This window comes from Agrobacterium sp. 22-3639C2, from assembly GCF_053522105.1.
Map to the genome: position 1 here is coordinate 358566 of NZ_JBNWDB010000002.1, position 22211 is coordinate 380776.

Annotated in this window: 21 protein-coding genes and 2 pseudogenes; 13 read left to right on the top strand and 10 right to left on the bottom strand. The window is 55.2% G+C overall.

Translation table 11 applies throughout. From position 1 onward, the window contains the following. Positions 1-58: 58 nt before the first annotated feature. From ACQZ6D_RS09430 to ACQZ6D_RS09440, 3 genes and pseudogenes are all read left to right on the top strand, one after another. Positions 59-598, top strand: a pseudogene (locus tag ACQZ6D_RS09430) (IS3 family transposase); the annotation flags it as partial. A 332-nt stretch (positions 599-930) separates the two neighbouring features. Continuing rightward, positions 931-1452: a PIN domain-containing protein gene (locus ACQZ6D_RS09435; RefSeq protein WP_448729865.1), complete on the top strand. Its 522-nt coding sequence runs from the start codon at positions 931-933 to the stop codon at positions 1450-1452. Between the two features lie 559 nt (positions 1453-2011). Beyond that, positions 2012-2369, top strand: a pseudogene (locus ACQZ6D_RS09440) (transposase); the annotation flags it as partial. A gap of 166 nt (positions 2370-2535) precedes the next feature. Here ACQZ6D_RS09440 and ACQZ6D_RS09445 read toward each other — a convergent pair. The 5 genes from ACQZ6D_RS09445 to ACQZ6D_RS09465 form a co-directional block, all read right to left on the bottom strand. Further along, positions 2536-3162, bottom strand: coding sequence for a DUF930 domain-containing protein (locus ACQZ6D_RS09445; protein ID WP_448729866.1), 627 nt, complete (start codon positions 3160-3162; stop codon positions 2536-2538). A gap of 245 nt (positions 3163-3407) precedes the next feature. Then, a complete protein-coding gene (gene rpsU, locus ACQZ6D_RS09450) occupies positions 3408-3638 on the bottom strand; it encodes a 30S ribosomal protein S21 (protein WP_025595849.1) in 231 nt (76 codons plus the stop codon). A gap of 248 nt (positions 3639-3886) precedes the next feature. After that, positions 3887-4057 (bottom strand): hypothetical protein, encoded by a 171-nt coding sequence (locus ACQZ6D_RS09455; RefSeq protein ID WP_448731717.1) that lies wholly within the window; start codon positions 4055-4057, stop codon positions 3887-3889. A gap of 103 nt (positions 4058-4160) precedes the next feature. Next, positions 4161-5060: a DMT family transporter gene (locus ACQZ6D_RS09460; RefSeq protein ID WP_448729867.1), complete on the bottom strand. Its 900-nt coding sequence runs from the start codon at positions 5058-5060 to the stop codon at positions 4161-4163. A gap of 79 nt (positions 5061-5139) precedes the next feature. Next, the gene (locus ACQZ6D_RS09465; RefSeq protein ID WP_448729868.1) at positions 5140-6054 is read right to left on the bottom strand and encodes a DMT family transporter; all 915 of its coding nucleotides are present in this window, start codon (positions 6052-6054) and stop codon (positions 5140-5142) included. Between the two features lie 91 nt (positions 6055-6145). On the opposite strand from ACQZ6D_RS09465, the gene ACQZ6D_RS09470 reads away from it, so the two are divergent. Next, on the top strand, positions 6146-7027 hold the full coding sequence (locus ACQZ6D_RS09470; protein ID WP_448729869.1) for a LysR family transcriptional regulator: 882 nt from the start codon (positions 6146-6148) through the stop codon (positions 7025-7027). 12 nt (positions 7028-7039) lie between these two features. Here ACQZ6D_RS09470 and ACQZ6D_RS09475 read toward each other — a convergent pair whose 3' ends face one another. Further along, the gene (locus tag ACQZ6D_RS09475; protein WP_448729870.1) at positions 7040-8062 is read right to left on the bottom strand and encodes an NAD-dependent epimerase/dehydratase family protein; all 1023 of its coding nucleotides are present in this window, start codon (positions 8060-8062) and stop codon (positions 7040-7042) included. Positions 8063-8641: 579 nt separating this feature from the next. On the opposite strand from ACQZ6D_RS09475, the gene ACQZ6D_RS09480 reads away from it, so the two are divergent. The 4 genes from ACQZ6D_RS09480 (at position 8642) to ACQZ6D_RS09495 (ending at position 12180) form a co-directional block, all read left to right on the top strand. Next, positions 8642-9631: a carbon-nitrogen hydrolase family protein gene (locus tag ACQZ6D_RS09480; RefSeq protein ID WP_448729871.1), complete on the top strand. Its 990-nt coding sequence runs from the start codon at positions 8642-8644 to the stop codon at positions 9629-9631. A gap of 284 nt (positions 9632-9915) precedes the next feature. Then, positions 9916-10554 carry a CatB-related O-acetyltransferase gene (locus ACQZ6D_RS09485; protein ID WP_448729872.1) on the top strand — a complete coding sequence of 213 codons (639 nt, stop codon included), beginning with the start codon at positions 9916-9918 and terminating at the stop codon, positions 10552-10554. Between the two features lie 103 nt (positions 10555-10657). Then, positions 10658-11146 carry an HIT family protein gene (locus tag ACQZ6D_RS09490; RefSeq protein WP_448729873.1) on the top strand — a complete coding sequence of 163 codons (489 nt, stop codon included), beginning with the start codon at positions 10658-10660 and terminating at the stop codon, positions 11144-11146. 113 nt (positions 11147-11259) lie between these two features. Next, on the top strand, positions 11260-12180 hold the full coding sequence (locus ACQZ6D_RS09495) for an ornithine cyclodeaminase family protein (RefSeq protein WP_448729980.1): 921 nt from the start codon (positions 11260-11262) through the stop codon (positions 12178-12180). Positions 12181-12308: 128 nt separating this feature from the next. On the opposite strand, the gene ACQZ6D_RS09500 is transcribed toward ACQZ6D_RS09495, so the two are convergent. Beyond that, complete coding sequence (locus tag ACQZ6D_RS09500; RefSeq protein WP_448729874.1) at positions 12309-12761, bottom strand: NUDIX hydrolase; 453 nt, start codon at positions 12759-12761, stop codon at positions 12309-12311. A 236-nt stretch (positions 12762-12997) separates the two neighbouring features. Here ACQZ6D_RS09500 and ACQZ6D_RS09505 point away from each other — a divergent pair, with 236 nt between their 5' ends. Further along, positions 12998-13495, top strand: coding sequence for an AAA family ATPase (locus ACQZ6D_RS09505; RefSeq protein WP_448729875.1), 498 nt, complete (start codon positions 12998-13000; stop codon positions 13493-13495). A 106-nt stretch (positions 13496-13601) separates the two neighbouring features. Continuing rightward, the gene (locus tag ACQZ6D_RS09510; RefSeq protein ID WP_013761463.1) at positions 13602-14219 is read left to right on the top strand and encodes a GNAT family N-acetyltransferase; all 618 of its coding nucleotides are present in this window, start codon (positions 13602-13604) and stop codon (positions 14217-14219) included. Between the two features lie 521 nt (positions 14220-14740). Here ACQZ6D_RS09510 and ACQZ6D_RS09515 read toward each other — a convergent pair. After that, entirely contained in the window at positions 14741-15361 is a 621-nt protein-coding gene (locus tag ACQZ6D_RS09515; protein ID WP_448729981.1) for a hypothetical protein, read from the bottom strand. Positions 15362-15992: 631 nt separating this feature from the next. Here ACQZ6D_RS09515 and aspS point away from each other — a divergent pair. After that, a complete protein-coding gene (gene aspS, locus ACQZ6D_RS09520) occupies positions 15993-17309 on the top strand; it encodes an aspartate--tRNA(Asn) ligase (protein ID WP_013761470.1) in 1317 nt (438 codons plus the stop codon). A 211-nt stretch (positions 17310-17520) separates the two neighbouring features. Here aspS and ACQZ6D_RS09525 read toward each other — a convergent pair whose 3' ends face one another. Continuing rightward, on the bottom strand, positions 17521-17943 hold the full coding sequence (locus ACQZ6D_RS09525; protein WP_041694629.1) for a hypothetical protein: 423 nt from the start codon (positions 17941-17943) through the stop codon (positions 17521-17523). A 311-nt stretch (positions 17944-18254) separates the two neighbouring features. Continuing rightward, positions 18255-19061, bottom strand: a complete 807-nt coding sequence (locus tag ACQZ6D_RS09530; protein ID WP_448729876.1) for a 2'-5' RNA ligase family protein — start codon at positions 19059-19061, stop codon at positions 18255-18257. A gap of 417 nt (positions 19062-19478) precedes the next feature. Between ACQZ6D_RS09530 and ACQZ6D_RS09535 the strand changes: the two genes are divergently transcribed. Further along, positions 19479-21215, top strand: a complete 1737-nt coding sequence (locus tag ACQZ6D_RS09535; RefSeq protein ID WP_448729877.1) for a hypothetical protein — start codon at positions 19479-19481, stop codon at positions 21213-21215. 198 nt (positions 21216-21413) lie between these two features. Continuing rightward, complete coding sequence (locus ACQZ6D_RS09540; RefSeq protein WP_448729878.1) at positions 21414-22091, top strand: SH3 domain-containing protein; 678 nt, start codon at positions 21414-21416, stop codon at positions 22089-22091. The last annotated feature ends 120 nt before the right edge of the window (positions 22092-22211 follow it).

A 22211-nucleotide genomic window follows, 5' to 3' on the forward strand; every position in this document is an offset into this window, starting at 1 on the left:
GTTTAAACCAGTTCAACTCGTCCTGAGCCGCGCCAATGGATGCATAACTGCTTAGGATAGCGCGTTCGGGGTCGAGCCGACCTCCAGGCTTTTGCCGATTGCCCCATCAACCTACTACGAGAACATCGCCAAGCGCTTGGATGTGGACCGTCTGTCGGTTCGCGCCCGCAGCGATATCGACCTGAAGATCGAGATACGCCGGATGCTCGAGCAGAATTTCCGCGTCTATGGCGTTCGCAAGGCCTAGCGGCGATTGAAGCGTGAAGGCTTCGATGTCGCCCGCTGCACTGTCAGTCGGTCTATGAGGTCGATGAGCCTGCAGGGGATCATTCGGGGAAAGCCGGTCCGCACGACGTTCTCGGACAAGGTGGCCCCGAACCCGCTTGACCGGGCGAATCGCCAGTTCAAAGCCCCTGCACCAAACGGGCTGTGGGTTTCGAATTCCACCTATGTCGCCACTTGGCAGGGTTTCGTCTACGTGGCCTTTGTCATCGACGTTTTCGTTCGGCGCATCGTTGGTTGGCGAGCGAGCGGGACGGCACATGCAAGCTTTGTCTGTAACAGTACGGGATTGGAGCCACGCCTCCAATCGACACGCGAGACCTCCGTCCCCTACGAGTAGATAGCGACCGCGAAGACATGGTGTCCGACAACAGTGACACGTATGTCGGCGTCTTTGATTATCTCGCGTTGATAGACGGCGGGACATAGGGAAATCGCCGACGCGTCTTCGGACAGAACTCCCGCTGGCGGCACTCAACAGCGGCGACATGGTCGCACTTATGAAGGCTTGCAGGTGAATGTCTTCAAAATTCACGGGCTAGCGCGGCAATTGGATTTCTGAATCACAATTACTTACCGTTGACCAAACGACACCGGCAATCAACACTTACCAAATCACTTCCACATTGTCCCGACGGAGACCCGGGCATGTTTCTGTTAGACACAAGTGTTTTGAGTCAAGCCCAGTATAAAAAAGCACATCCCTCCGTCGCTGGTTGGCTCGCCGACCAGCAAGATTTGGCAATACCGTTTCCAGTGCTTTTAGAAATTCAACAGGGAATTGTTGAAATTGGCGCAAGCCAGCCGGCTCTCGCTTCGGAGATCATGGCTTGGTTCGATGATCTGCTCGAATGGGACTTTTTATATCCCGAGATCAACCACGAAGTCGCCAAAACTCTCGCTAAACTCCATTGCTGCGAGCCACTAAGGCATCTTTGGTATACAAATCCGGAAAACACGAAAAAGCGAAAACCTGGACAGGACCTCTTTATTGCGGCCGTCTCAATCGCTCACGATCTGCCAATAGCCACGCTGAATGGCAAAGACTTTTCCTTGATCAATCAGTATTTTGCGCTCCCCGGCGTTTACAATCCGGGCTTCTCGGTGTGGGTGGTTCAACCGGGAAGATGTCCAGAGACAGTAACCCAACAAGCGATGCGGTTTGCCTAGCGCTCTCTCGGGCCACCTGCGGAAAGATAAGCTCCAGCGGACCCTTTACGCTTTGTCTTGAACTTGATCTCAAGGAGCCCTTCATCGTCGCGAACCAACTGGGGAACGCCATCTTTCGCTAATTGGAAGACTTCCGAAATCCGAGCCTCGGCCTCGGCGCGTTCCCAGATGTGTACCGATCCCTGCAAGTGCCACCCACTCCGTTATTTGTGAATGATAACCGATTCACGATTGGCGGGAAACTTCATTGACCTGAAAAGCAAGACTCGACGCCGCGATAGATGCGGGAGAGAGCCGCGGATACCGCCTAGCGGACATTGTCACGGACGAGAGTTATCACATATACTGACTTTAGCCTGAACTCACGTTTCCGTCGGCAACGTAATTCAGGACACGGGCTGCTCTGATCGGAAGCGGGAGCTTCTGATTCATCTGGGTGGAATTCCAGTTAATTTTCGTCATCGACAAGACCTCCTTGGCGATCTGCGCTACGGCGCTGTCGCTCGTCTTGTGCGGACACAGCAGCAAGAACCGAGGATCGTGCATCCCGGGATATGAAAAGGACGTTCGCCTCGACGAAATGGTCCTGCGACTGGCTGGGGAAAGAGCCGCATCGATCGGTCGCAGCGCGCTCGACGTCTGGCTAAGAAAGCGCGGCTGGACCTTCAAAAAAAGACCGCACATGCACTGGAGCAGGAACGCCACGACCTCCTGAAACGTCACCAAGACTGGTCCGACGAACAGCTCGATCTCGATCCGGCGTGCCTCGTCTTCATTGATGAAACCGGCTTGAGCACGAAAATGTCTCGGCTTCGCGGACGAGTCCAATGCGAGATCGCTGCCGCTCGTCGATCCCGCACGGCTATTGGAAGACAACGACGTTTACCGGTGCTCTCAGACTATCCGGCATGACCGCACACAAGGCGGAGGGAGTGCGTCACGCAATCGGGGGTGCGGGATTCCGATGTCCGCAATCTGTAGCAACGAAGCTAGATTCAGCTTCACCGACAGATTTCGGATATCGGCGTTAAAACCGCGGCAAATTGAGAGGGTAGAATACCCCTCTCCCAGAGATTTCGACAATCAGTCAGATGAACCGTCGGCGACGGGAAGCGAACGTGTTTCCCACTCGCTCTTAGGGATTTCTCCGCCCAGCGAGAATTCAAAGGCAACTACCCTTTCCAAATCCTGGGTTACCACACATCGAAACTTCATGTCGTACCAATGCCGTTTGTTTCGGACCGCTGCGCCGTCTGCTTGAAGTGTAAGACCGGAAAGCTTTGTGTCGGCCGTGGCATACGCGACAACGAAATCCGGCTGGAACTCGGATTTCCATATATGGACCTGCTCCATGGCCTCGACGTTGCAGAGCTGAGCGATGCGATCATCTGTGCCGAGTTGCCTCAGTGCAGCCAAAGCTTGCTTGCTTCGCGGGTCTGCCAGCACTTTCGCCGAATATAACTCTTTCGCGCGAACCATCCCGTCCCCTTGAGGGGAGGACTCGCTGGTCAGCGCGGATTCCGCATTTTGCTCAGGTGCGTGGTCTATCGCTGGGATTAAAGCGCTGGGCTCACTTTCCCTTTGAACACCAGCGGGCTGCGCGAGTACCGCCTGGGGTTCATATAAAATTTCGACCACGATGCTTTGCTCGGTTGGCGGAGGCAGCGATTTCCTTGTAGCCAAGAGGCCAACGGCCAAGGCGGCGATCATGTGCAGCGCCACTGAAATTGCGAGGCTGGGCACTCTAACGCTAGGAGCATGCCGACCATTTTCTCCCTTCATCGGCAAGACTACAGCTCCAACGCTTGTTGGCTTGGGCCGGACTGCAGACGCAGCAGCAACTCGCCATCAGCGTTTTGCAGATCGCAGATGCAGGGCGATATTGACGTTGTTTCGTCAATAAGAAGAGATGGCTCGAAAGGATGATCGAATGGCCACCGCCACGCCAATCGTGGTCACTTGCCTTTTCTAGGATTTGTTGGAAGGAGGCCTTCACGCTGCATCTGTTTGCGGACGAGCTTCCTCTGGCGGCCGACTGCTTCAGCCTTTTCCCGCGCTTTTTTGATGGATGGCTTCTCGAAAGCTTCACGCAGGCGCATTTCGCGGAAAACGCCCTCGCGCTGAAGTTTTTTCTTGAGAATGCGCAGTGCCTGATCGACGTTGTTATCGCGTACTAAAACCTGCATATGGGCCTCTTGAGGTCGTAAAAAACGGTGCGCCACCATACGCAATTTGACGTCGAATCCAAGATTGGCCATCCCTTTGTGACGGTCTTTTTTTAGAAGCAAAGTGACGTGCGAGGTCATAGCCAACCCCACATCGTGCAATTGTCACGGCGCTCCTCTGGATAACACGGAAGTTTCGGCAATCTCATGGAACGAAGTCGTATTTACAAATAGACGCTGCCTCTCGCCTCTTCTCGGCCGGATGCACGTCACACCTTTCGGCGAGTAGCCGTCGCAGCTTCAATGCCTGGAACTAAGCGGCTGTCGAACCAGGCGATCATTTCCTGAAGTTTTCCTTGGGCAGGCGTGGCCTCACCCGCATTCACCAGTTCAGCCGCAGCTTGAGACATCGCCAGCAGAATGCGCGCGGTTTCTGGCACGTATGGTGGAGCACCTGTGCACAACACCTAACCAACGCCCCCGACAAATTTGTGCCGGACTTCGCGGCGTTTATTCTGCGCAAGGGGTGAGTAATACCGACCGCTATCCCTTGGCAGCTTGCTTCATCGATCGCTGCCGACCGATCTGCAACATTGCGATACTCGTCAGCACAAGGATGATGGCGGCAATCTCCAAAATGCCGACCTTCTCGCCAATAGCCCAGCCGATCAGCAACGCAACATTAGGCGTGATATAGGTCGCGCCCGAAGCGGCGACCGCACCCAACTCCTGCAGCAGATAATAATAGATCAAGAACGCCATTCCGGTTCCGAGGATACCAAGGCCGATGACGACCCCGGCAGCTGCGTTCCAGTCTTGCAGGATATTGCTCATTCCAGTCCGATCCACGACGAACAGGAGTACCACAAGAGCAAGGCCTGTTTGCCACGTGGCGAGCGCCAGAGGCGGGAGATTATGAGGCGACAGAAAGCGGCGAACGTAAACGTAGGAGATACCAAGAACGATCGTTCCCGCCAGCATCCAGTACACTCCGACTAAGTCGATCGTCCTATCGGTCGCCTCCCAGGGCTGTGCGATGAGGACGATACCAGCGAAGCCCACAAGAACACCGGCCAGCATCAAAGCGGTTGGTCTTTCATTGCGGAGGAATAGAAGGGTGGCAATCGTGGTGAATAGCGAGATCGATCCCCCAAGGATGCCGGCTATGCCGGACGGAAGCAGCGCCGTGCCTTCCGCGATCGCTAAATAATAGAATGCTGTCGCCAGCACCGCCATGACGAGGAAATGCGGCAAGTGCTGCACTTGATCCCGATGGATCACCGCTTTATGCCATGCGGCGAACGCCAATGGCAGAAAGCCGAAAAACACCCGCAGCAAAGTGATTTGTGCCGGTGTAATCAGTTCGGCCGCCCATTTCATATAGATGAAGTTCGAGCCCCAGAACAGGCCAAGAAGAGCAAACACCAGATAGGTCAGGCGCATGAATTCAGTCTCCAGTCGAAGAGAATGAGTTTAAAAGAGGCTCTGCTTCCAATGAGATGGCCAGATGGCGTTGTTTGTGTCAAACCGTCGACGTGCTCTCCTGGTCCGTGGCAGGTGGCTTAATGATGGCAAGCATGATGCCACCGATAGCGATAATCGCCGAACCTGTTGCGACGCCCAGGGAAACCTTCTCACCAAAACCGAGAAAGCCGATCAAGCCGGCGAAGATCAGCCACGTGTAATCGACAGGGCCGACGATCGATAGCGATGCGAGGCGATAACCCTGGACGATGCAGTATTGTGCCGTCACCGCAAGCGGCCCGAGCAGAGCTAATGACAGGGCGGTTTCAAGAGAGAGCGGAACCCATTGCATAGCAGCGGGCCCGGCCATCAGGATGATTCCGAACGTATTGACATAGAGCAGCACCGTCATCGCGCGATCGGAACTCGACAGCATTTTGATAATCAGCCCCTCGATTGCGAGGAGCGCTGCACCGAGGACTGCAATGCCAGCCGGGAAAACGTATGCAACATGGAACGCGGTGAATGCTCCGCGTGACCCCATGATGAATGCCGCTCCCCCGCAGCAGATGCCAATGGCACCAAGGTGCGACCAGGTGATCTGTTCCTTCAGGACCACAACGCCAAGGGGCACAACGAACACGACGTACAGCAAGCCGATGGCCGTGGCGTCAATGATCGGCATGTTAGCGGACGCGTAGACCAGTGCTCCACCACCTGAAGCGCCGAAGATGGCCCGCATGAAATGCGAAAGCGGCTTTGCGCTTCGATAGGCCGACAACCGTTCGCGCCGCGCGACCACGACCACCAGAAGCGTCGCAAGACCACCGATGTATCGGAGAAAGAGGATTTGCGAAGAACTCGCGCTTCCGTCGGCGAATCTTCCCGATGCGAAAATCAAAGAAAATAATGCTGTCCCCACAGTCACCCATGCGATGGCTTTGATATTGGTGTAAAGCTGAGTTGAGCGCATAGCACGTCCTATGAGGTTTTGCGTCGCCATGTATGCCGAGTAATCGAGCGGCGCTCAAACGAGGAGATTTAAGGGGGCTTGAGGAAAATTCATGCAGATCGGTGGCCGCGTCTCGCTCAATGCCGTCAGAGTGTTCACCGCCGTGGCCCGGACAGCGAGCCTCACGGCGGCTGGCGCTGAACTTGGCGTCACTTCGGGCGCGGTAAGTCATCAGATCAGGAAGCTGGAAGATGTGCTTGGAGTGAGCTTGTTCCGGCGAGGAAACAATTCTGTTTCCCTCACCGATATCGGCGAACGATTTTATCAGCAGGTTGCGCCCTCGATCCGCCTTATCGAGCACTCGGCCGAGGCCCTTTCTCGTGACGAGAATGAGATCACCGTGCAAGCATCGATGTCGCTTGCTGTGCGCTGGCTCATACCAGCTCTGGATCGTTTTCGCGCTATCTGCCCCAAAGCCCGGGTCCGGGTGGAAACAAGCGCCACCCCTGAAGGCTTTTCTACCATGTCGGTTTCCGATGTAAGCATTCGCTATTTCCGGGCAATCGATCCTGTTCCGGAAGGATGGGAGCTGCTTGAGCGTGATCTCTGTCGGCCTGTCGTCTCTCCGAACCTGCTTGCGACTAGCCTTGGACGCCAGGCAAAGTTACCTGCCCTGATATGCGCCGCTGGCAATTGGGACTGGAAGCTTTGGTGCGATGAAACTGGTGTTTCTCCGACAGAGATTTACTTTGCCCATCAGTTCGATACGGACGACGCCGCGCTTCATGCTTGCGTGGCGGGTCTCGGCATGGTGCTGGCCCCGCCGATTCTCATCGTCAAAGAAACACAATCTGGCGCGCTGGTCGCCCTACCTGGATATGATCCGGTTGAGATCGGATCATATCGTTACCAGCGTCGTTCGGATTTGAGAGTAGCTAGGCAGTTCTGCAACTGGATTCGTGCCGAGGCACAAACCCCGATTAACCTCGTGTAACCCTGCTATCCATTACTTACCGAAGAACGCGTCCTCTGTGTCGTAATCGAACAAAGGAACACTGTAGCGAGCCAGGACGGGAAACCGCTCTCGCCAATCTTCGCCGGCCTCGCGTCGAAGCCACTCGCATGTATTTGCTACTGAACCTGCATAGTCTGTGACAGGTACATACCCGATCTGTCGAGCAGCATCCGTACTCAGGGTAAATGGAGCGGGTACAGACCAAGGTGTCCAGCCAGCGGGTGAGCCAACACGTGGATCGCCAACGTCAAGCGGTACAAAGGTCCCGTTCCACCCCATTGCTTCGGCAATGTGAGTTCCGATCTCAAGCACCGTCGGGGCGACCGGATCGGCTACATTAAGGATCAGGTTTCTGCCATGGGCCAGCGCATGGCTAGTTACCTCGGCAATGTTCTGTGCGGCGGTCGTATGAAAACGGCTTTGTCCGTTAAAGCAAAGCGGTATGACTTTGCGACCGTCCATCATGCGTTTCACAAACCACCACTCACGAGGATGGGTGGAATGGGTGCCGTGGATTGCCGCCGGGCGCAGGATGGTGACAGGGCACTTCGCTTGTAGCACTCGTCTTTCGAGCGCGATCTTTTTGGTCGAGTAATTCTGCGGGCCGGGCTCGACGGTTGGCTGTCGCTCCGTCATACCCTCCGGCAAATCAGGGAAGCCGTTCTCTCGTGCTTCGTCCAGGGTCCTGCCCAATTCATCGCGATAGACGCTAGATGATGAGATCACCAAGAATTGCCCGACCGAGCCCGCGATAGCCAGAAGCTGGTCCGCGTGCGTTTCATCGTATGCCACGGTGTCGATAACCGCATCCGCACCTTCGCCGATTGCCCCTGCTAAAGCGCCGGGTTGATCACGGTCGAGAAGGATTGCTTCCGCACTGAAGCCGAGTGCCTCATCGGGAATGTTACCACTCCGACTTGCGAAGGTAACGCCCCAACCTTCCTTCAACAGCTTCAGACCCACCGCACGGCCAATCTGACCGGTTCCGCCAATGATGAATGCCTTCCTTGCCACGTCGGTCTCCAAGAACTGGGTGGGTTCGGGCGAAGGTAACAAGGCCGGCTTCGCAACGAAAGGTCTAAAGATGTAAGGCCGATCAACCAACCACCCAGGACCTGGCGCACGGTCGCGCCCGGCCGTTGACGAGGATACGTGGCGCTGTGTGAGCCGACAGGCCATCTACGTCCGATGGCGGCAGCAATTCGACCATTTCCATTCCGACGATGCGCCCCCGATTTGGCCGCCTTCGGTGTGTACCTCGCCTGCCGCGACGATTCGGCTCCCGTAAACTTTCCTCCCAGTGCTCTTGGTGCCGACACATCATGATCGCCGCGATGGCGAGACTCCGCGTGCCGTATTTGTAAGACCCCGATCGCGTGTTTTCTTCCGGCCCGCCCTCGCATCGAGCCACATTGACGAATCATCATTCCGCTACCATCCTGATTATGGCGTGACCTGCGCCAAACCTCCCAGACTCTCCCCAGCAGGGTCTTGAACGGAGGCAAAGGGACTTCCGTCTCAGGTCATTATCTTGGTCCGAGCGTTTCGGGCGGGTTGCTGGGGAACTGGGTCCGGGACGTGGAAGGCTCCAAGATGACGAAAAACGGTAATCTCAAGCGCCGTGTGCGTGCTCGTGCCGCGAAAACCGGCGAATCCTATACCTCAGCACTCCGACATATTCGGCAGCCAACGGATACCTCCGCGATCCGTTCGATACGATTAGCTGTCGGGCAAACATCGTTGTTCGATGATCCCCGTGACATTTCGGCGCTTCGGGCCGGTGGGCGGGAAATGCGCAGCCTGATGGAAGAGGCGCATAACGCGGGTGCGCGTCTTGTGCATTTCCCTGAGGGGGCAATCTGCTCGCCCAATAAGCGGATCATGTCCGCAAATGGACCCAGAGAAATTGGTCCTTCTGCCTGGGCCAAATTCGAATGGGCGACCTTGCGTGACGAACTCAATCTGACCAGCCAGCTCGCGAAGGAGCTTCAGCTATGGACGGTGTTTGGTTCAGTTCATCAGCTCACCGCTCCGCATCGGCCACATAACAGTCTGTACGTAATCTCTGATCAGGGGAAACTGGTGACACGGTACGACGAGCGAATGTTGTCGAACACAAAAGTCTCATTCATGTATTCGCCAGGAAGAACTCCTGTGACATTTGACGTTGGCGGCGTCCGCTTCGGCTGCGCGCTCGGAATGGAAACGCATTATCCGGAGATATTCACCGAGTACGAGCGGCTAGACGTGGATTGCGTCCTGTTCTCGACCACGGGCGAAACGCCGTCCGCTGCATCAGGTTTTGCCGCCGAGGTATTGGGACATGCTGCCAGCAATACGTACTGGATCAGCTATGCCGCCCACGCGCCGCAGAGCGTGGTGGTCCCTTCGGGAGTTGCTGCACCGAACGGTCAATGGAAAGCACTGTGCGCGGCAGATGGCATAGCTGCGATAACCGTTGCGGATATTGTGATTGACTCGGACAATCCGGCTCGACCGTGGCGTCGAAAGGCGCGCGCCGAACTTTACGTTTCTCATCAGGTGGCAAACGACCCGAGGAGCGACACTCGCAATCTGTTCTGAAGACTTTGTGTGGTCAGCGGAACACCCGCCGCTGACCACACAGATAATCACATCGGATCGCCTCCGGGCTTCCATATACTCGCTTGCACGGAAGCGCCCTATCGGAGAGGTCGCAGAGGGTAGATGTGTTCAACCCCGACGGTGGCCATCAAAACTATTCATTGGAACGATACACCACCCGTGATGGATTTCTCGGTCGGGAGAAAATAGCCTGACAGCGACAAAATCACCCGCGAGGTTAAACAGGATGCCGCTTTGGCCGGCTGGCATTCGAAAGGTTCTGTATGGCTCTTCTCGACGCAAATGCCATCCATCCGATTACGCTGCCCGACGGAACTGTTTATCGGGACACCGTATATCTGAAGAACGTCATAGATCATCCGCGGATGGAGATCGGTGACTTCAGCTACTATACTCATGCTGGAAAGCCCGAAGACACGGCCCTGATCCTGGCTCCTTATCTCGGTCATGGTGTGCGCGAACGACTGGTAATCGGCAAATTCGTGCAGATCGCGAGAGGAAGCTACTTCATTACCAGTTCGGCGAACCACCCGATGACCGGCTTCACCACCTACCCGTTTCGTATCTTCAAGCCGGAGACCTTTGGTTACAAAGACCTGCCCGTCAAGGACACGATCGTGGACCACGACGTCTGGATTGGCCAGAACGCGGCAATCATGCCAGGCGTTCACATAGGAGCGGGTGCGATCGTCGCTGCCGCTTCGGTCGTCGCCCGGGATGTACCGCCCTACGCAGTTGTCGGGGGAAATCCAGCATCTATTATCCGAATGCGTTATCCCAGCGAACTCATCAACGAACTGCTTCGTCTCGCCTGGTGGGACTGGCCTATCGAGAAAATCGAAGCCAACCTGGCGGCGCTCGGCAGCGGTGACATGGCTGCGCTCCGGCTCGCCTACGGGTGAACATTCAACATTTCCACCAGCGGCAAACGGCTCCTCCCGTCTCAACTGGATTGCGCCGTACACCAGCCATTGCGGCTACAAGCCGGCCTGATAAATTGGTGCGATGACCCAGGATATTCCGCCGCACCTTCATATCGCCCGAAATGCTCATTGGTCTATAAACCATCGTGTCAACTCGACGCTTCCCGGCTATCTCATCATAGCTTCGACGAAAGCCACGAACGATTTAAGTGATCTTTCCGTCGAGGCGCTGAGCTCGATGGGGCGGGTCTTCGCGGTTGTTCAGCGTGCCTTGAAGAGCCTGGGCGCGACCAGGATTTACATCGGCCGCTACGGGCATTCCCTTGGGTATCCGATCCATTTCCACGCTATTCCAATCTATGAGTGGGTCGAAGACCTCTTCTGGGCAGATCACCGCTATAGAGTCCTCCAGCAACTCTCGAACGGACCGGAGGAGATGCAAACTGACGGCGCAGAGCTCACATTGTTTGTATGGCGGGAATTCTGTGAGCGGCCTGATCCGCCACTGATCGAGGGGCCGTCTGTAGCAGAGGCCATCGCGACACTACGTCAGGCAATTCGGTTCTCGTGAGGTAATAGGCGGCTTCGGCTTCACGCCAGACAAGGCAGCGGTTCAAACTAACCATGCCTATTGACCTCAGGGCGGGTTCAGGTTGCAAATTGGCTGAAACTGGAGTTTCGATGATGACAAGAATATTGAACGACTGTGACCTGCTGGACGGCTCATTCATGAATGTTGCGATAGAGGCCGTAGAAAATATTCTTCGCGATCGCGCTGATGGCCAAACAATATCCCCACCCCGACACCATGTCTCGTTCCCCGGGCGGGGCGATCTGATCTTTACAGTAGGAGGCAGCCTTGGCGAAAAACCTCTCGCGGGCTTTCGGGTATATGAGACATTCGAGGGCGCGGAACACTCCCAGATCGTCGCCGTTTGGTCTGCGGACGACGGGCGGCTGAAGGGGCTTATCCTCGGGGAACGCCTTGGCGCGATCAGAACCGGTGCGATAGGAGGTGTCGCAATTCGGCACCTTAGTTCACCTGACGCCAGGGTCGTGGGGGTATTGGGTAGCGGGCTTCAGGCGCGAAGCCAGCTTGAAGCTGCTGTTGCCGTTCGGAAAATCACTTCTGCCCGCGTTTACAGCCGCGACGAAACCCGGCGAAGCCTTTTCGCGCGGGAAATGGAAGCGGACCTGGGAATTGAGATAAGGCCAGCAGACAGTGTTTATGAGGCCGTGAGCGATGCTGATATCGTCATCTGTGCCACGTCCAGCAATCAACCTGTTGTCCATGCATCCGATCTGAAGCGCGGTGTGCATCTCAACACGATTGGCCCTAAAACGCTTGATGGATACGAACTCGCGCTCGATATCGCGGATATGGCAGGCACTATTGCGACAGATGCTTCCGAACAGACGCGAGCCTACACCTCCCCCTTCTTCCTGAATGGTTCAGGCAATGAGAATCGGATGGTGGAGCTTTCTGATATCGTTGCAGGAACTGTGCCCGGCCGGACGTCAGCGGATCAAATGACCCTGTTCTGCTCCCTCGGGCTGGCCGGTACTGAAGTCGCGGTGGCCTCGGCAATCTTCGACAGTTTGTAACCCCGACGTTCGCTACGCCCGAGCTACTGCCGTTTATTTCGGCTCCCAGCTGGCAAGACATGGCAGCTCGATACCTTGTTCGATAACTCCAAGGCTTGGCTCTGTCTATGGTCTTTAGCCGTCACGGATCATCGCTCGATCAATCGGGATTTGAGGCCTTTCGGGTAAAGCTTTGGTCCCCCCTCAACGTCGAGTTCTCGTAGATCATACCAAGCCGCCTCCATTACGGTACCATCGTCCTCTTGGAATCGGATACGATCTTGTGCCTCGAACGCCCCCTGAGGAAATACCAAATCAAAAATGAATAGGATTTCGTGCCGAGGTTGCCCCTCGTGGACGAAGACGTTCTCAAGAACAATAGGCCCGCCGATAACGTCAACGTCGGTATCAATTTCCTCTTTGAACTCTCTTACAACCGCGGCTTTCGCTGTTTCGCCAAATTCTACGCTACCGCCAATCGGCCGCACTCCCTTGAGGTGGCCTTCCCTATCGTAAACCTCAAACGCCAGGAGCCTAGAGTCTCGCCAATGTAGACCGAGGGCCTTGATACGGATAACAGTTGATTTGGAAATTACCGTCATCCGTCACGGCTACAGTAGCGGCCAGTTGTTGGCAACGGTTCAAATGTGGTCACCCCACCCCGACTTCAAGATGAAGTGGCTGTAGCATTGCTGCTCTTTGTCCCGATCCGTAGAAACTTTTCACATCCCCAAACTTGCCTCACAGTATGGAATTTGAACGCGACTGCTACGGAGAGATGTCCATCCCCGTGCCAAATACGACGGATGGTGTATGCGCAACGAAACGGGAGGGATGAATGCTGATTATTTTTGGTGGGCTGCCCGGCTCGGGCAAGAGCACTGTTGCACAGGGTTTGGCCCTTAGAACCGGCGCGTGTTACCTGCGCGTTGATACCATTGAACAAGCCATCAGCTCGTCGGCACCATCCGCATACCGACAAGATGTCGGACCTGCGGGATATGTTACGCTTTATCGGGTAGCCGAGGACAACTTGCGTCTGGGCCGGACCGTCATCGCTGACTCCGTCAATCCTATCGATCTTACCCGGGCTGCATTCAGAAAAGTCGCGACCGAAACCGGCAGTGGCTTCATTGAGGTTGAAGTTATTTGTTCGGATGTCACAACACATCGCCATCGTGCCGAAACGCGATCACCTGCCATTGAAGGTCGATCAAACCCAACGTGGGCCCAGATACAGGAACTTAACTTCGAGCCGTGGTCCCCTGATCTGCGTGTGGATACGTTCCACATGTCCGTCGAGAAATGCGTTTCGGAGATCATAAAGCAGCTCTGACTCGATTGCCGAGCGCACGACCAGTTCACTCACTATCCGATCATTCAAACAACATCGGCAACACGCTGAACGGTTTTTTGCGTGACCTCAATCCGGTAGGAAGGCCATGCCGACATACGACAACGCGACCACCGGAGAGACGGAAGTTACGATGAACTCGCCGCCGATCAGAATTCCAACTCAGCATCTGGTGCTGCGGGCTGCACGTGCGGAAGATGCCAGGATACTGTTCGACGAATACACCGGGAACGTCCAAGCCTCAGAATTTTTGCCACGGGGTCCTCATACGTCGCAATCGACAACCGAAAAACTGATCAATGCGTGGGGCGAAACCACCTGGGGCAAGACCAGCCGTTTTGTCTGGACCATTATCGACCGGCGCACCAACAGACCGATCGGCATCTTCCTCATGTTCATGCCGGATGACGAGACGGCAGAAATACATTACGGATTGGGACCTGCGTTCTGGGGACATGGCTTCGCAACCGAGGCCGGCTCGGCGGTCATGCAGTGGGTCCGCGAGCGATCAACATTATCCGAAGTCCGCACAGTGTGCGCAGCAGACCACAACGCAAGCTGCCGCGTTTTGGAAAAAATGGGCCTTATCCGAGATCAATTGATTGAACAGGCCTTATCGATGAAAGCAAGCGGCCAAAAAATCGATGGATGGTCTTTTATCTGGAAGCGCAGCGACAGCAAAGGACCGGAAGACGTCGTGGCGTAAAACCACAGGTACGCTCATCTTCGATAAAGATGCTGGGCATCGCATTCTCCTGCCCGGCGAGACGACACAACGATAAGCAAATCACCCGCGAAATATACGATGCTAAAACTGCGCGGTGGATCGCTGTCTGGCCTGACCTCTCCGTTGTGCCTTGGCGTGATGAAGATTCGCAGAAATCCTAATTACGCGACAGTCGGCCGCGCCTCAAATCAAAAGGGAATTTCTGTCGCAAAACTCAGAGCTCGCCGCCGATTTTTACGACTGAGTATGTCCGCAATAGGTCGATAGCGGAAGATCGGCGGCTTGCAGAAAATGCGCCAGAACGGGTCGTCGCAAGGTCGACTGCGGCGACCCCGTCTGCGGCCATAATGGTAGTCGAGCACGTTGGGACCACGCGTCGTAAGCAAGGCCTTACCGTTGTGCAGAAGGCGGGCTTTGGTGATAATCCCAAACCGACGAGATTGGATAGGCGAATGTCTCAGATATCCGGCGAAGCAGTCCCGTCCTGTGGCCACCAGTTGTCAGTTGCTCCAACCAATCTGAAACCGGTCAAATCGGACTTCACTAATGGGATGTCCCGACGGGTCGAGTCTGATCGAGCGAAGCACGAGGTTCAGGTTGGCAGAGTAATATTGTTCAAAGATTATCGGAGACAGTCCTTGCAGCTCCACGCGGCTTTTCACCACCCAAACCGGATACGAGCAGAATCCAATTGTTTCCTCGGCCCATTTTTCGAAGGTGATGGTGGTCGTGCCCGCAACCGTTTTCTGACCATTTACGAACAGCGTTGTACCGGATCGCCAATTTCCCTTTGATGGCAAATCGTCGAGCGTCGTCGCGTCCGAGTAGGTCACTTCTTGCAAGCCCTTCGCGCTGATCCGTTTGGTGACGAGCAAGGGGTGCAGATATTCCGCCGATATTGGCTCTAGTGAAGCGTGCCGTGCCATCAGGCGCTGCTCGGTTAACCCTGACTGCGTCGGTTTGTAGAAGACGGAGAAGAACGGTTGCTCTCTGGTGAGGAGCACGCCCTGTTTGGTTTCCTTTGGGGTCAAGCAATGTCCAAACGCTGGAACAGCCGAAACTATACCAGCCAACAGAAATAAACTTCTCAGCACAGCCGACCTCCCTAACCTGCATCGCATACCGCTACCATAACGCGCAAAAATCGTCATTCGAGCGATTTTTTGTGATCCCCTCACGGCTTCGGTCCAATGTCGACGCATGATGAGATGGGCCGGCTGGAGCCATGTGGCGACGAGACGGTGGCGTGGCGGAGATTTGGTTATGGACACCGCCATACTGCATGCACGCTGTCCTTGGAACAAAGGCATTCTAGCCAGCCAAAAACAAAGCGGCCTGTGCACCGAACAAACGAAGAGCTCGATCGTGCCGTAGCTCCCATTCGTGCGAAGGAGCGGCGGCGGCATCTATTGCCGAGCCGCAAAAACCGCTTCGGGCCGAGAGGCCTCTGCCGCTCAGCGCCGAATCCGGATATCGTTCGCAATCGCCAAAACGCTGGCGATCAGCGCGGCAGATAGTTCATCACACAAGGCAGTATCGTGATTTACGATTGACGGTTTACAACGGTCTGTCATTGCGGCTAAATCGACGCATGAGCACGCGACCCAACATGACCGTCAATAATAACGACCCCTCCGGGGTCGTGGATGGTGTGTGCGCGATTTAGCGTAGCTCATTGATCACCACAGCCCTGCCGGTTTCGGAAGGGCTGTAGGTTTGGCTTCTCCGTATCGGTTTTTCCTGGAGAAAGTCATGTCTCATCCCTTCCTTTCGTACGATCGCCCGATTTCGGAATTGCCCCTTAGCATCGGGCAGAGTGTCAAGCTGCATGGATTCGTCGACACCATTCGCGATCAAAAACACATGCGTTTCATCATCCTGCGTGATGGAACAGGCAAGGTTCAGCTTACTCAGAACAAGGACAATAAAGCTCTCGCCTCAGCACTCGATACTCTGACACCCGAAAGTGCACTCATGGCCACCGGCACGGTCGTTGCTGCCCCGGCAGTAAAACTCGGTGGCCTGGAAGTCATACTCGACGGCGCTGAGGTGTGCGGGCTGGCCGACAGCCTTATACCCATAGCGCGCGATTCCGGCCTCGAAAAATGGCTGGACCACCGGCAGGTAAGTTTGCGCTATCCGGAGCAACAACTGGTCTTTGCTGTACAGACGACCTTGGAAGAGGCGATGCGCGAGTTCTGGAAGCAGTACGGTTTCCGTGAGATTCACTCGCCCAAGCTGATGGGGACTGCAAGCGAGTCCGGAGCTGAAGTTTTCTCCGTCAAATACTTCGACACCACGGCCTTCCTCGCGCAGTCGCCGCAATTCTACAAGCAACTGGCTATCGCCGGCGGCATGGAGAAGGTATTTGAGATCGGCCCGGTCTTCCGTGCTGAGCCCTCCTTCACTTCGCGGCACGAAACCGAGTTCACCTCCATCGACATGGAGATCAGCTGGATTAAAGACCACCATGAACTGATGGACTTTGAACAACGCTGGCTCGCCCATTCCATCAGGGTGGTCGCGGAGATTCATGGCCCTGAGATCGAGGCTCATTTCGGCGTGAAGGTAATTCCACCTACATTACCGTTTCCACAGGTGACTTTTGCCGAAGCCCGCGAAATCCTCAGCCAGCTCGGTCACGTGCTGACGCGACAGGACGACCTTGATGCTGAAGGTGAGCGAATCCTCTGCGAACATATTGGCGCACAAACGGGGCATGAGTTCTTGTTTATAACTGACTACCCGGCGAGCGGCCGGGCCTTCTATCATATGCGCCATGAGGGTTGCCCTGACATTACGAAGGGTTTCGATCTCCTCTGGCGTGGCCTCGAAATCACGACCGGTGCGCAACGGGAACATCGCCACGACCGCCTTGTTGCGCAGGCAGAGCAACGCGGATTGAAGCTGGACGGCCTATCCGATTATTTTGATTTCTTTCGATTTGGCTGCCCGCCACACGGAGGTATGGGGGTTGGGCTTGGTCGCATCATGATGCGCCTTCTCAACGCCGCCAGCATAAGGGAGGTCACATTGCTCAGCCGGACACCGAAGCGGCTGCGGCCCTGAGTGACCGCTGCATGCACCAGACGGTGCGCGTTGATCGCGCGTCGTCTGGTGCTGCTTTTGAACCCGTAAGGCCGTTTTAGGCCACATGAAGCCGTGGGGAACGCCCTGCAAGAAAACTACTTTGAGACGCTTGCAAACAAGTCTCCTGCCTTTCTCGCTACGATGTCATGGACAGCACTTCTGGAAAGTCCTTTTGGATCAGCAGATGCTTTCAGATGGATTTATCGAATGCATCTGCCTCGCTTTCAGTAGTGAACGTGAATGTGACCCGTTCACTATCATCGTCCTGACGGATGCCAATTGCAGTCACAATCAACCGAGCGATCTCATCCTGAGCTTCACTTCCCGACCGAGACGAATTCACCGCTTTCTCGATGGCTGATGCGAATACTTCGCTGATGACACCGAGGCGCATGTTGTGTTTCATGATGATGTCCCGATCCTCGATGATCGCTGCCTGTTCAGCTTTAGGGATTCCGGCATTGTCCATTGCGGTTATCGTGGCATTGGTCGCAAGCTTGATCGGACCCTCCTCAAGCCACCGATCAACCATCTGATGGAACTGGCGCATACGCGCAGCAGGGATTATTTTCTCTACAGTGATCGACATCTGCGTTCCTTTGTCAGCTTTCATGCATAACGATACACGCTCCCTAAACAAGGGACATGCTATCGTAATCATCGAGTACTCGCGCGAAGAGGGTGTAAGAGGTCGAGCAACGAGCTTCAACGCATTTGTGTTGATGGCAACACGAAAGATGTATGGCAACACTGGAGCGCGCCGAAACCGTCATAAAGGCTCTGAACAAGTTGCTTGCATGATGGACCGGCACTACCGTCGACGCTTTGGTATAGCCAGTCGCAGTGATCAACGCATCGCACCGAGCTTCAATACCCGGTTTGCTCCGGCCGCCGTCATGGCGACGAAGCTCCAAGAGTGGACATTCAACGCAATCGCAGTTCGTGTCGCACCACGACCGGCGGAAACTGGACAAAATCTGCCACGTCAAATTCGACGGTGAACCTTACTTTTCGGCTTTCGGCCCACTGGATTGCTGTTGGTTTGGCAGACTGCGGCACCGCAGTCGCGAGGGAGCAATGAGGAACCCACCGACCAACGCGGTAATGTTCGTGACAGCTCAGCGGATCAAAGTGACCGAGTAGTCTGCCGTGTATGTCGGACAAAACCTGGTTCGAGAGGGGTTTTGCCCAGAGAACCATGGTATCATTGTCAAAGTATTTTACTGCGTCGAATGTGATCAAAAGCTCTTTCTGCACCGAAAAGACCTCTGCCATGATCGCGCTAACGTCTCCTGGCGACTGGTCAAATACTGCAAGCGTCAGATGGGGCGGGTACCCCAATTCCTGCATCGAGCCTTTGGCCTCAAATAAGCTTGCCTCATCCCACAGTTTCAGGATTTCACTTGTCGTAGCGTTGCAGCTCTTCAGGCAGATTCCATAAAGCATTTGCTGCGTCCATTGTGCGCTTCTGTTCGACCTTACATCAACCAGGTGTTGCGGGTCGAGCGTGTGCCTTGGATCAAAACAGCCGAATTCAGTTGCGCCATTTCCCGCTGATTGACGGCATCTGTTGCTTATGGCAGGACAGCTACGCCGAACCTTCGGCCAGAAGTTCCTACGTAGGGGGATATCATGAGGCAGATATTTTTGCTGAGGCAAACCGAACTCTAAGCGCACAAGCGCAAGTTCATCCTTTCGCTTGTGCGCCACGCCCGAACTTTCATCGAGCATTGGAGCACTTATGCGAGCTATCGCGACCGCGCCGGCTCTCGGCGAAGAGGTCTTTGACGTGAATTCCGAGATCGGCGGGACATTCACGGTCTCCATCATAGAAGATATTGGTGACGGAACTGTTAGAGTCCGTATTCTGTATGGTGAGATCAAGGAAGACGGTTGGAAATCTTTCGGTCTTTTTGACGGAAATATATTCAAAACCCGGAGAGAGCGCCTTACCAATAGGCGCAATTTACGTTGACGTCCTGTGGCCATCCCCGCAACAGCGAGGGATGGCCAATTCCAGACCACGTACCATCATCGACTCTCTTCACTTACTCAAGGCAGTTGTCAAACCCGGTGTGGCGGCTTTCCATATTGCGCGTGGGATTTGACGCGATAGCATGCATCTGAAAGCGAACGGGGGCAGAGGTCGTGTTTCAGCGTATTCTATTGGTAGCGGTTACGGCATCCATCGCTTGTGCCGGGGTCTCACATGCGGACATCACCCTTGAGCGTGTTCCAATTGACGGCTCTTCACCTGTTCTCCTGCTGAAGGGTGAGTTCACGACATCGGACAATCCTGACCAACTTGCGCGTGAAGTCGCCGCAAGCGGTGCCAAGCTGATCACCTTCAACAGCAACGGCGGCAACGTCGCTACGGCGATGGCGTATGGGAGGATGATCAGATCGCTCGGTCTATCGACGCTGCAGCTCCGGTCCGCCGAATGCGCGTCAGCCTGTGCACTCGGTTTCGTCGGAGGCGTGAACCGGCAGGCAGAGCCCGGCGCGATCGGTGTGCACCAATCCTCTTTCTCCCCGGAAACGATTGTCGAGGGGCACACTGCAGTCGCTGCGGTTCAGGCACTGACCGCCCAGATCATGACGTACCTTGTGGAGATGGATGTCGACCCGAAACTGCTCCAACTCAGCCTGTCCGTTCCCAGCAACGACATGCGTTATCTCACCGCCAGTGAGATGCAGAGCTATAAAGTGACGTGGGGAAGTCTGGCCGACTTAACGGAATCCGCTGCTCCATCCAAGGCCGCACCGACGGTGGTGCCTGCAACTCCACAAACCAATCAGGCCCATTTGCCAACAACAGAGGAAAAAGCATCGGCCTTTGTGACGGCGTACTACGACGCCTGGTCTCGTAGTAATTCAGAAGCGCTCGCCTTTATGGCCAGGGCGTATGCCAATACGGTCGAATTCTACGGGAAGACGACTCCAAAGGCGGCTCTGATTGACGAAAAACGTAACTTCGCGACCAGATGGCCAGTCCGCGCCTACAGCGTGCAGCCAGGCTCGACGAAGGTGACTTGCACGCAAACCTGCAAGGTTGACGGCATTGTTGACTGGTACACGAAACGCGACGTCGGGAACCGTATTTCATCCGGCTCGGCCGAGTTCGCTCTGGTTTGGGACCAGAGGGCGGGCGTGATCATCTCCGAAACGAGCAAGGTTATCCAGACCGACAAGGGCGTCTCTCAACCTGTAGTTCTGATATCCCAATGGACGGAACAGAATAGTGCCTGCCGCGGCGGCAGCGGCGACCTGCCGGAAACAAACGCGGCCTGCGAACGACGCGAAGTCATCAGCAACAAGCTAGAGGCTGCAGGATGGTGTTATGGTCGTGAGGGAGAATATGGCTATCAGATGCGATGGCATGCCTGTGACTCGACATCCTATAAACAGGAAAGTGCGGTAGCGGTTTCTTCGAGCGCAACGTTCAAGCGGCCAGACCTTTCCGACTACCCGGCCCAAGGTCGTTTCTCAGGAAAGACTATAATGCCGGACTTCAAGGGGCGCGACCGCGAATTCAACAGTTTCAGAACCCGTATTCGAGACGGTATGCGTCAAGGGCCAAACTTCGCTGGCCGATATACCCTTATCCAGATCGGTTGTGGTACAGGGTGCTCATTCGTTATCGTCGCCAACAATCAAACGGGCCGCCCGGCGTCATTCCCACGTGGTGGCGAAGAACACATGTATCTGAGTTTGGACTTTCGCCGCGACAGCAGGCTGGTGGCCGCTCAGTGGCTGAACTACGACACTAATACATGTGTGGTCGAGTTCTTCGATTTTGACCGAGATATTTGGAAACCGATCACCAAAACTGACGTCGGTAAAGACGATGCGTGCTATCGGACGATCGCCGAAAACCTCCGTTGAGTTCAGTTTAGCGACGAACTTCCCGAGCTTAAAAACCACCTGGCTGCGTCCGGCCCGATCACGCACGCGCTCGCCGAAAGCCAAGAGCGACCGCCTGCCGGCCATGCATCATCGAAATTAACCATTAAGTTGAGAGTGGCCGCTATTGCTACTTGCAGAGCATTTTAGCCATCGGCAATATGCCGTGGGGGCTCTTCTATGAAAAAAAGATACTGGCTGCTTTGTGGACTCATCCTCTTCGGCATTTCGAAATTGGGGGAAACACCATCGAAGTCCGGCGTAACAACACCATCGCCAAGCTTTTCGACTGGTGCGCGAGTCCCGGAACCTCCGCCGTCGACGGTGATTGACCAACAACCCGCCTCCCCTTCAGCAACAACCGCTTCACCACGAGATGAGACGCCCACTTCGCCGAATTTCACAGAAATACGAACCAAGTTTGTCAACGGAAACGGTGTCGCACTGCGCGATGCGCCAAACCCAAAATCTCAAATCATTGATAGACTGGATCGAGGACGAAAAGTGGACCTCCTTCAGTCGGAGGCACAATGGTCCCGGGTCAAAGATGTTCTGACTCAAAAAGAAGGGTGGGTCGCAACCAGGTTTTTGCAGGATGACAACCCCAAACGGGAGGAAATCTCAAAACCGTCGGAACCAAAGAGTAAGCCTCCACCGACACTATCACCCACCATCATCATCCAGCGGATCATTGCAGAATCTCTTGCCAACTATCCCGGCACGTGCGCCTGTCCCTACAGCACAGATCGTGGGGGCCGAAGATGCGGCAACCGAAGTGCATATTCTAAGCCTGGCGGTTATGCGCCAGTCTGTTTTGCACAGGACGTTACGAAATCGATGATTGAAGCCTATCGCTGACCCATTGTAACCGGTGTTCCGATCACACATTGTCCTCGCCGCCCTAATCTGTGATCGCCTTTCCATGGACAAGCAACGGGAGTTTCTCCATGGAGAATACATTGGAGGTTCTCACGACGA

Coding starts and splice junctions, on each gene's coding strand:
- ACQZ6D_RS09505 (WP_448729875.1), top strand. CDS start 12,998: ATGCTGATTATTTTTGGTGGGCTGCCCGGCTCGGGCAAGAGCACTGTT.
- ACQZ6D_RS09470 (WP_448729869.1), top strand. CDS start 6,146: ATGCAGATCGGTGGCCGCGTCTCGCTCAATGCCGTCAGAGTGTTCACC.
- ACQZ6D_RS09445 (WP_448729866.1), bottom strand. CDS start 3,162: ATGATCGCCGCCTTGGCCGTTGGCCTCTTGGCTACAAGGAAATCGCTG.
- ACQZ6D_RS09495 (WP_448729980.1), top strand. CDS start 11,260: ATGACAAGAATATTGAACGACTGTGACCTGCTGGACGGCTCATTCATG.
- ACQZ6D_RS09510 (WP_013761463.1), top strand. CDS start 13,602: ATGCCGACATACGACAACGCGACCACCGGAGAGACGGAAGTTACGATG.
- ACQZ6D_RS09490 (WP_448729873.1), top strand. CDS start 10,658: ATGACCCAGGATATTCCGCCGCACCTTCATATCGCCCGAAATGCTCAT.
- ACQZ6D_RS09480 (WP_448729871.1), top strand. CDS start 8,642: ATGACGAAAAACGGTAATCTCAAGCGCCGTGTGCGTGCTCGTGCCGCG.
- ACQZ6D_RS09500 (WP_448729874.1), bottom strand. CDS start 12,761: ATGACGGTAATTTCCAAATCAACTGTTATCCGTATCAAGGCCCTCGGT.
- ACQZ6D_RS09435 (WP_448729865.1), top strand. CDS start 931: ATGTTTCTGTTAGACACAAGTGTTTTGAGTCAAGCCCAGTATAAAAAA.
- aspS (WP_013761470.1), top strand. CDS start 15,993: ATGTCTCATCCCTTCCTTTCGTACGATCGCCCGATTTCGGAATTGCCC.
- ACQZ6D_RS09465 (WP_448729868.1), bottom strand. CDS start 6,054: ATGCGCTCAACTCAGCTTTACACCAATATCAAAGCCATCGCATGGGTG.
- ACQZ6D_RS09485 (WP_448729872.1), top strand. CDS start 9,916: ATGGCTCTTCTCGACGCAAATGCCATCCATCCGATTACGCTGCCCGAC.
- ACQZ6D_RS09460 (WP_448729867.1), bottom strand. CDS start 5,060: ATGCGCCTGACCTATCTGGTGTTTGCTCTTCTTGGCCTGTTCTGGGGC.
- ACQZ6D_RS09515 (WP_448729981.1), bottom strand. CDS start 15,361: ATGCGATGCAGGTTAGGGAGGTCGGCTGTGCTGAGAAGTTTATTTCTG.
- ACQZ6D_RS09530 (WP_448729876.1), bottom strand. CDS start 19,061: ATGCTCGATGAAAGTTCGGGCGTGGCGCACAAGCGAAAGGATGAACTT.
- rpsU (WP_025595849.1), bottom strand. CDS start 3,638: ATGCAGGTTTTAGTACGCGATAACAACGTCGATCAGGCACTGCGCATT.
- ACQZ6D_RS09540 (WP_448729878.1), top strand. CDS start 21,414: ATGAAAAAAAGATACTGGCTGCTTTGTGGACTCATCCTCTTCGGCATT.
- ACQZ6D_RS09525 (WP_041694629.1), bottom strand. CDS start 17,943: ATGAAAGCTGACAAAGGAACGCAGATGTCGATCACTGTAGAGAAAATA.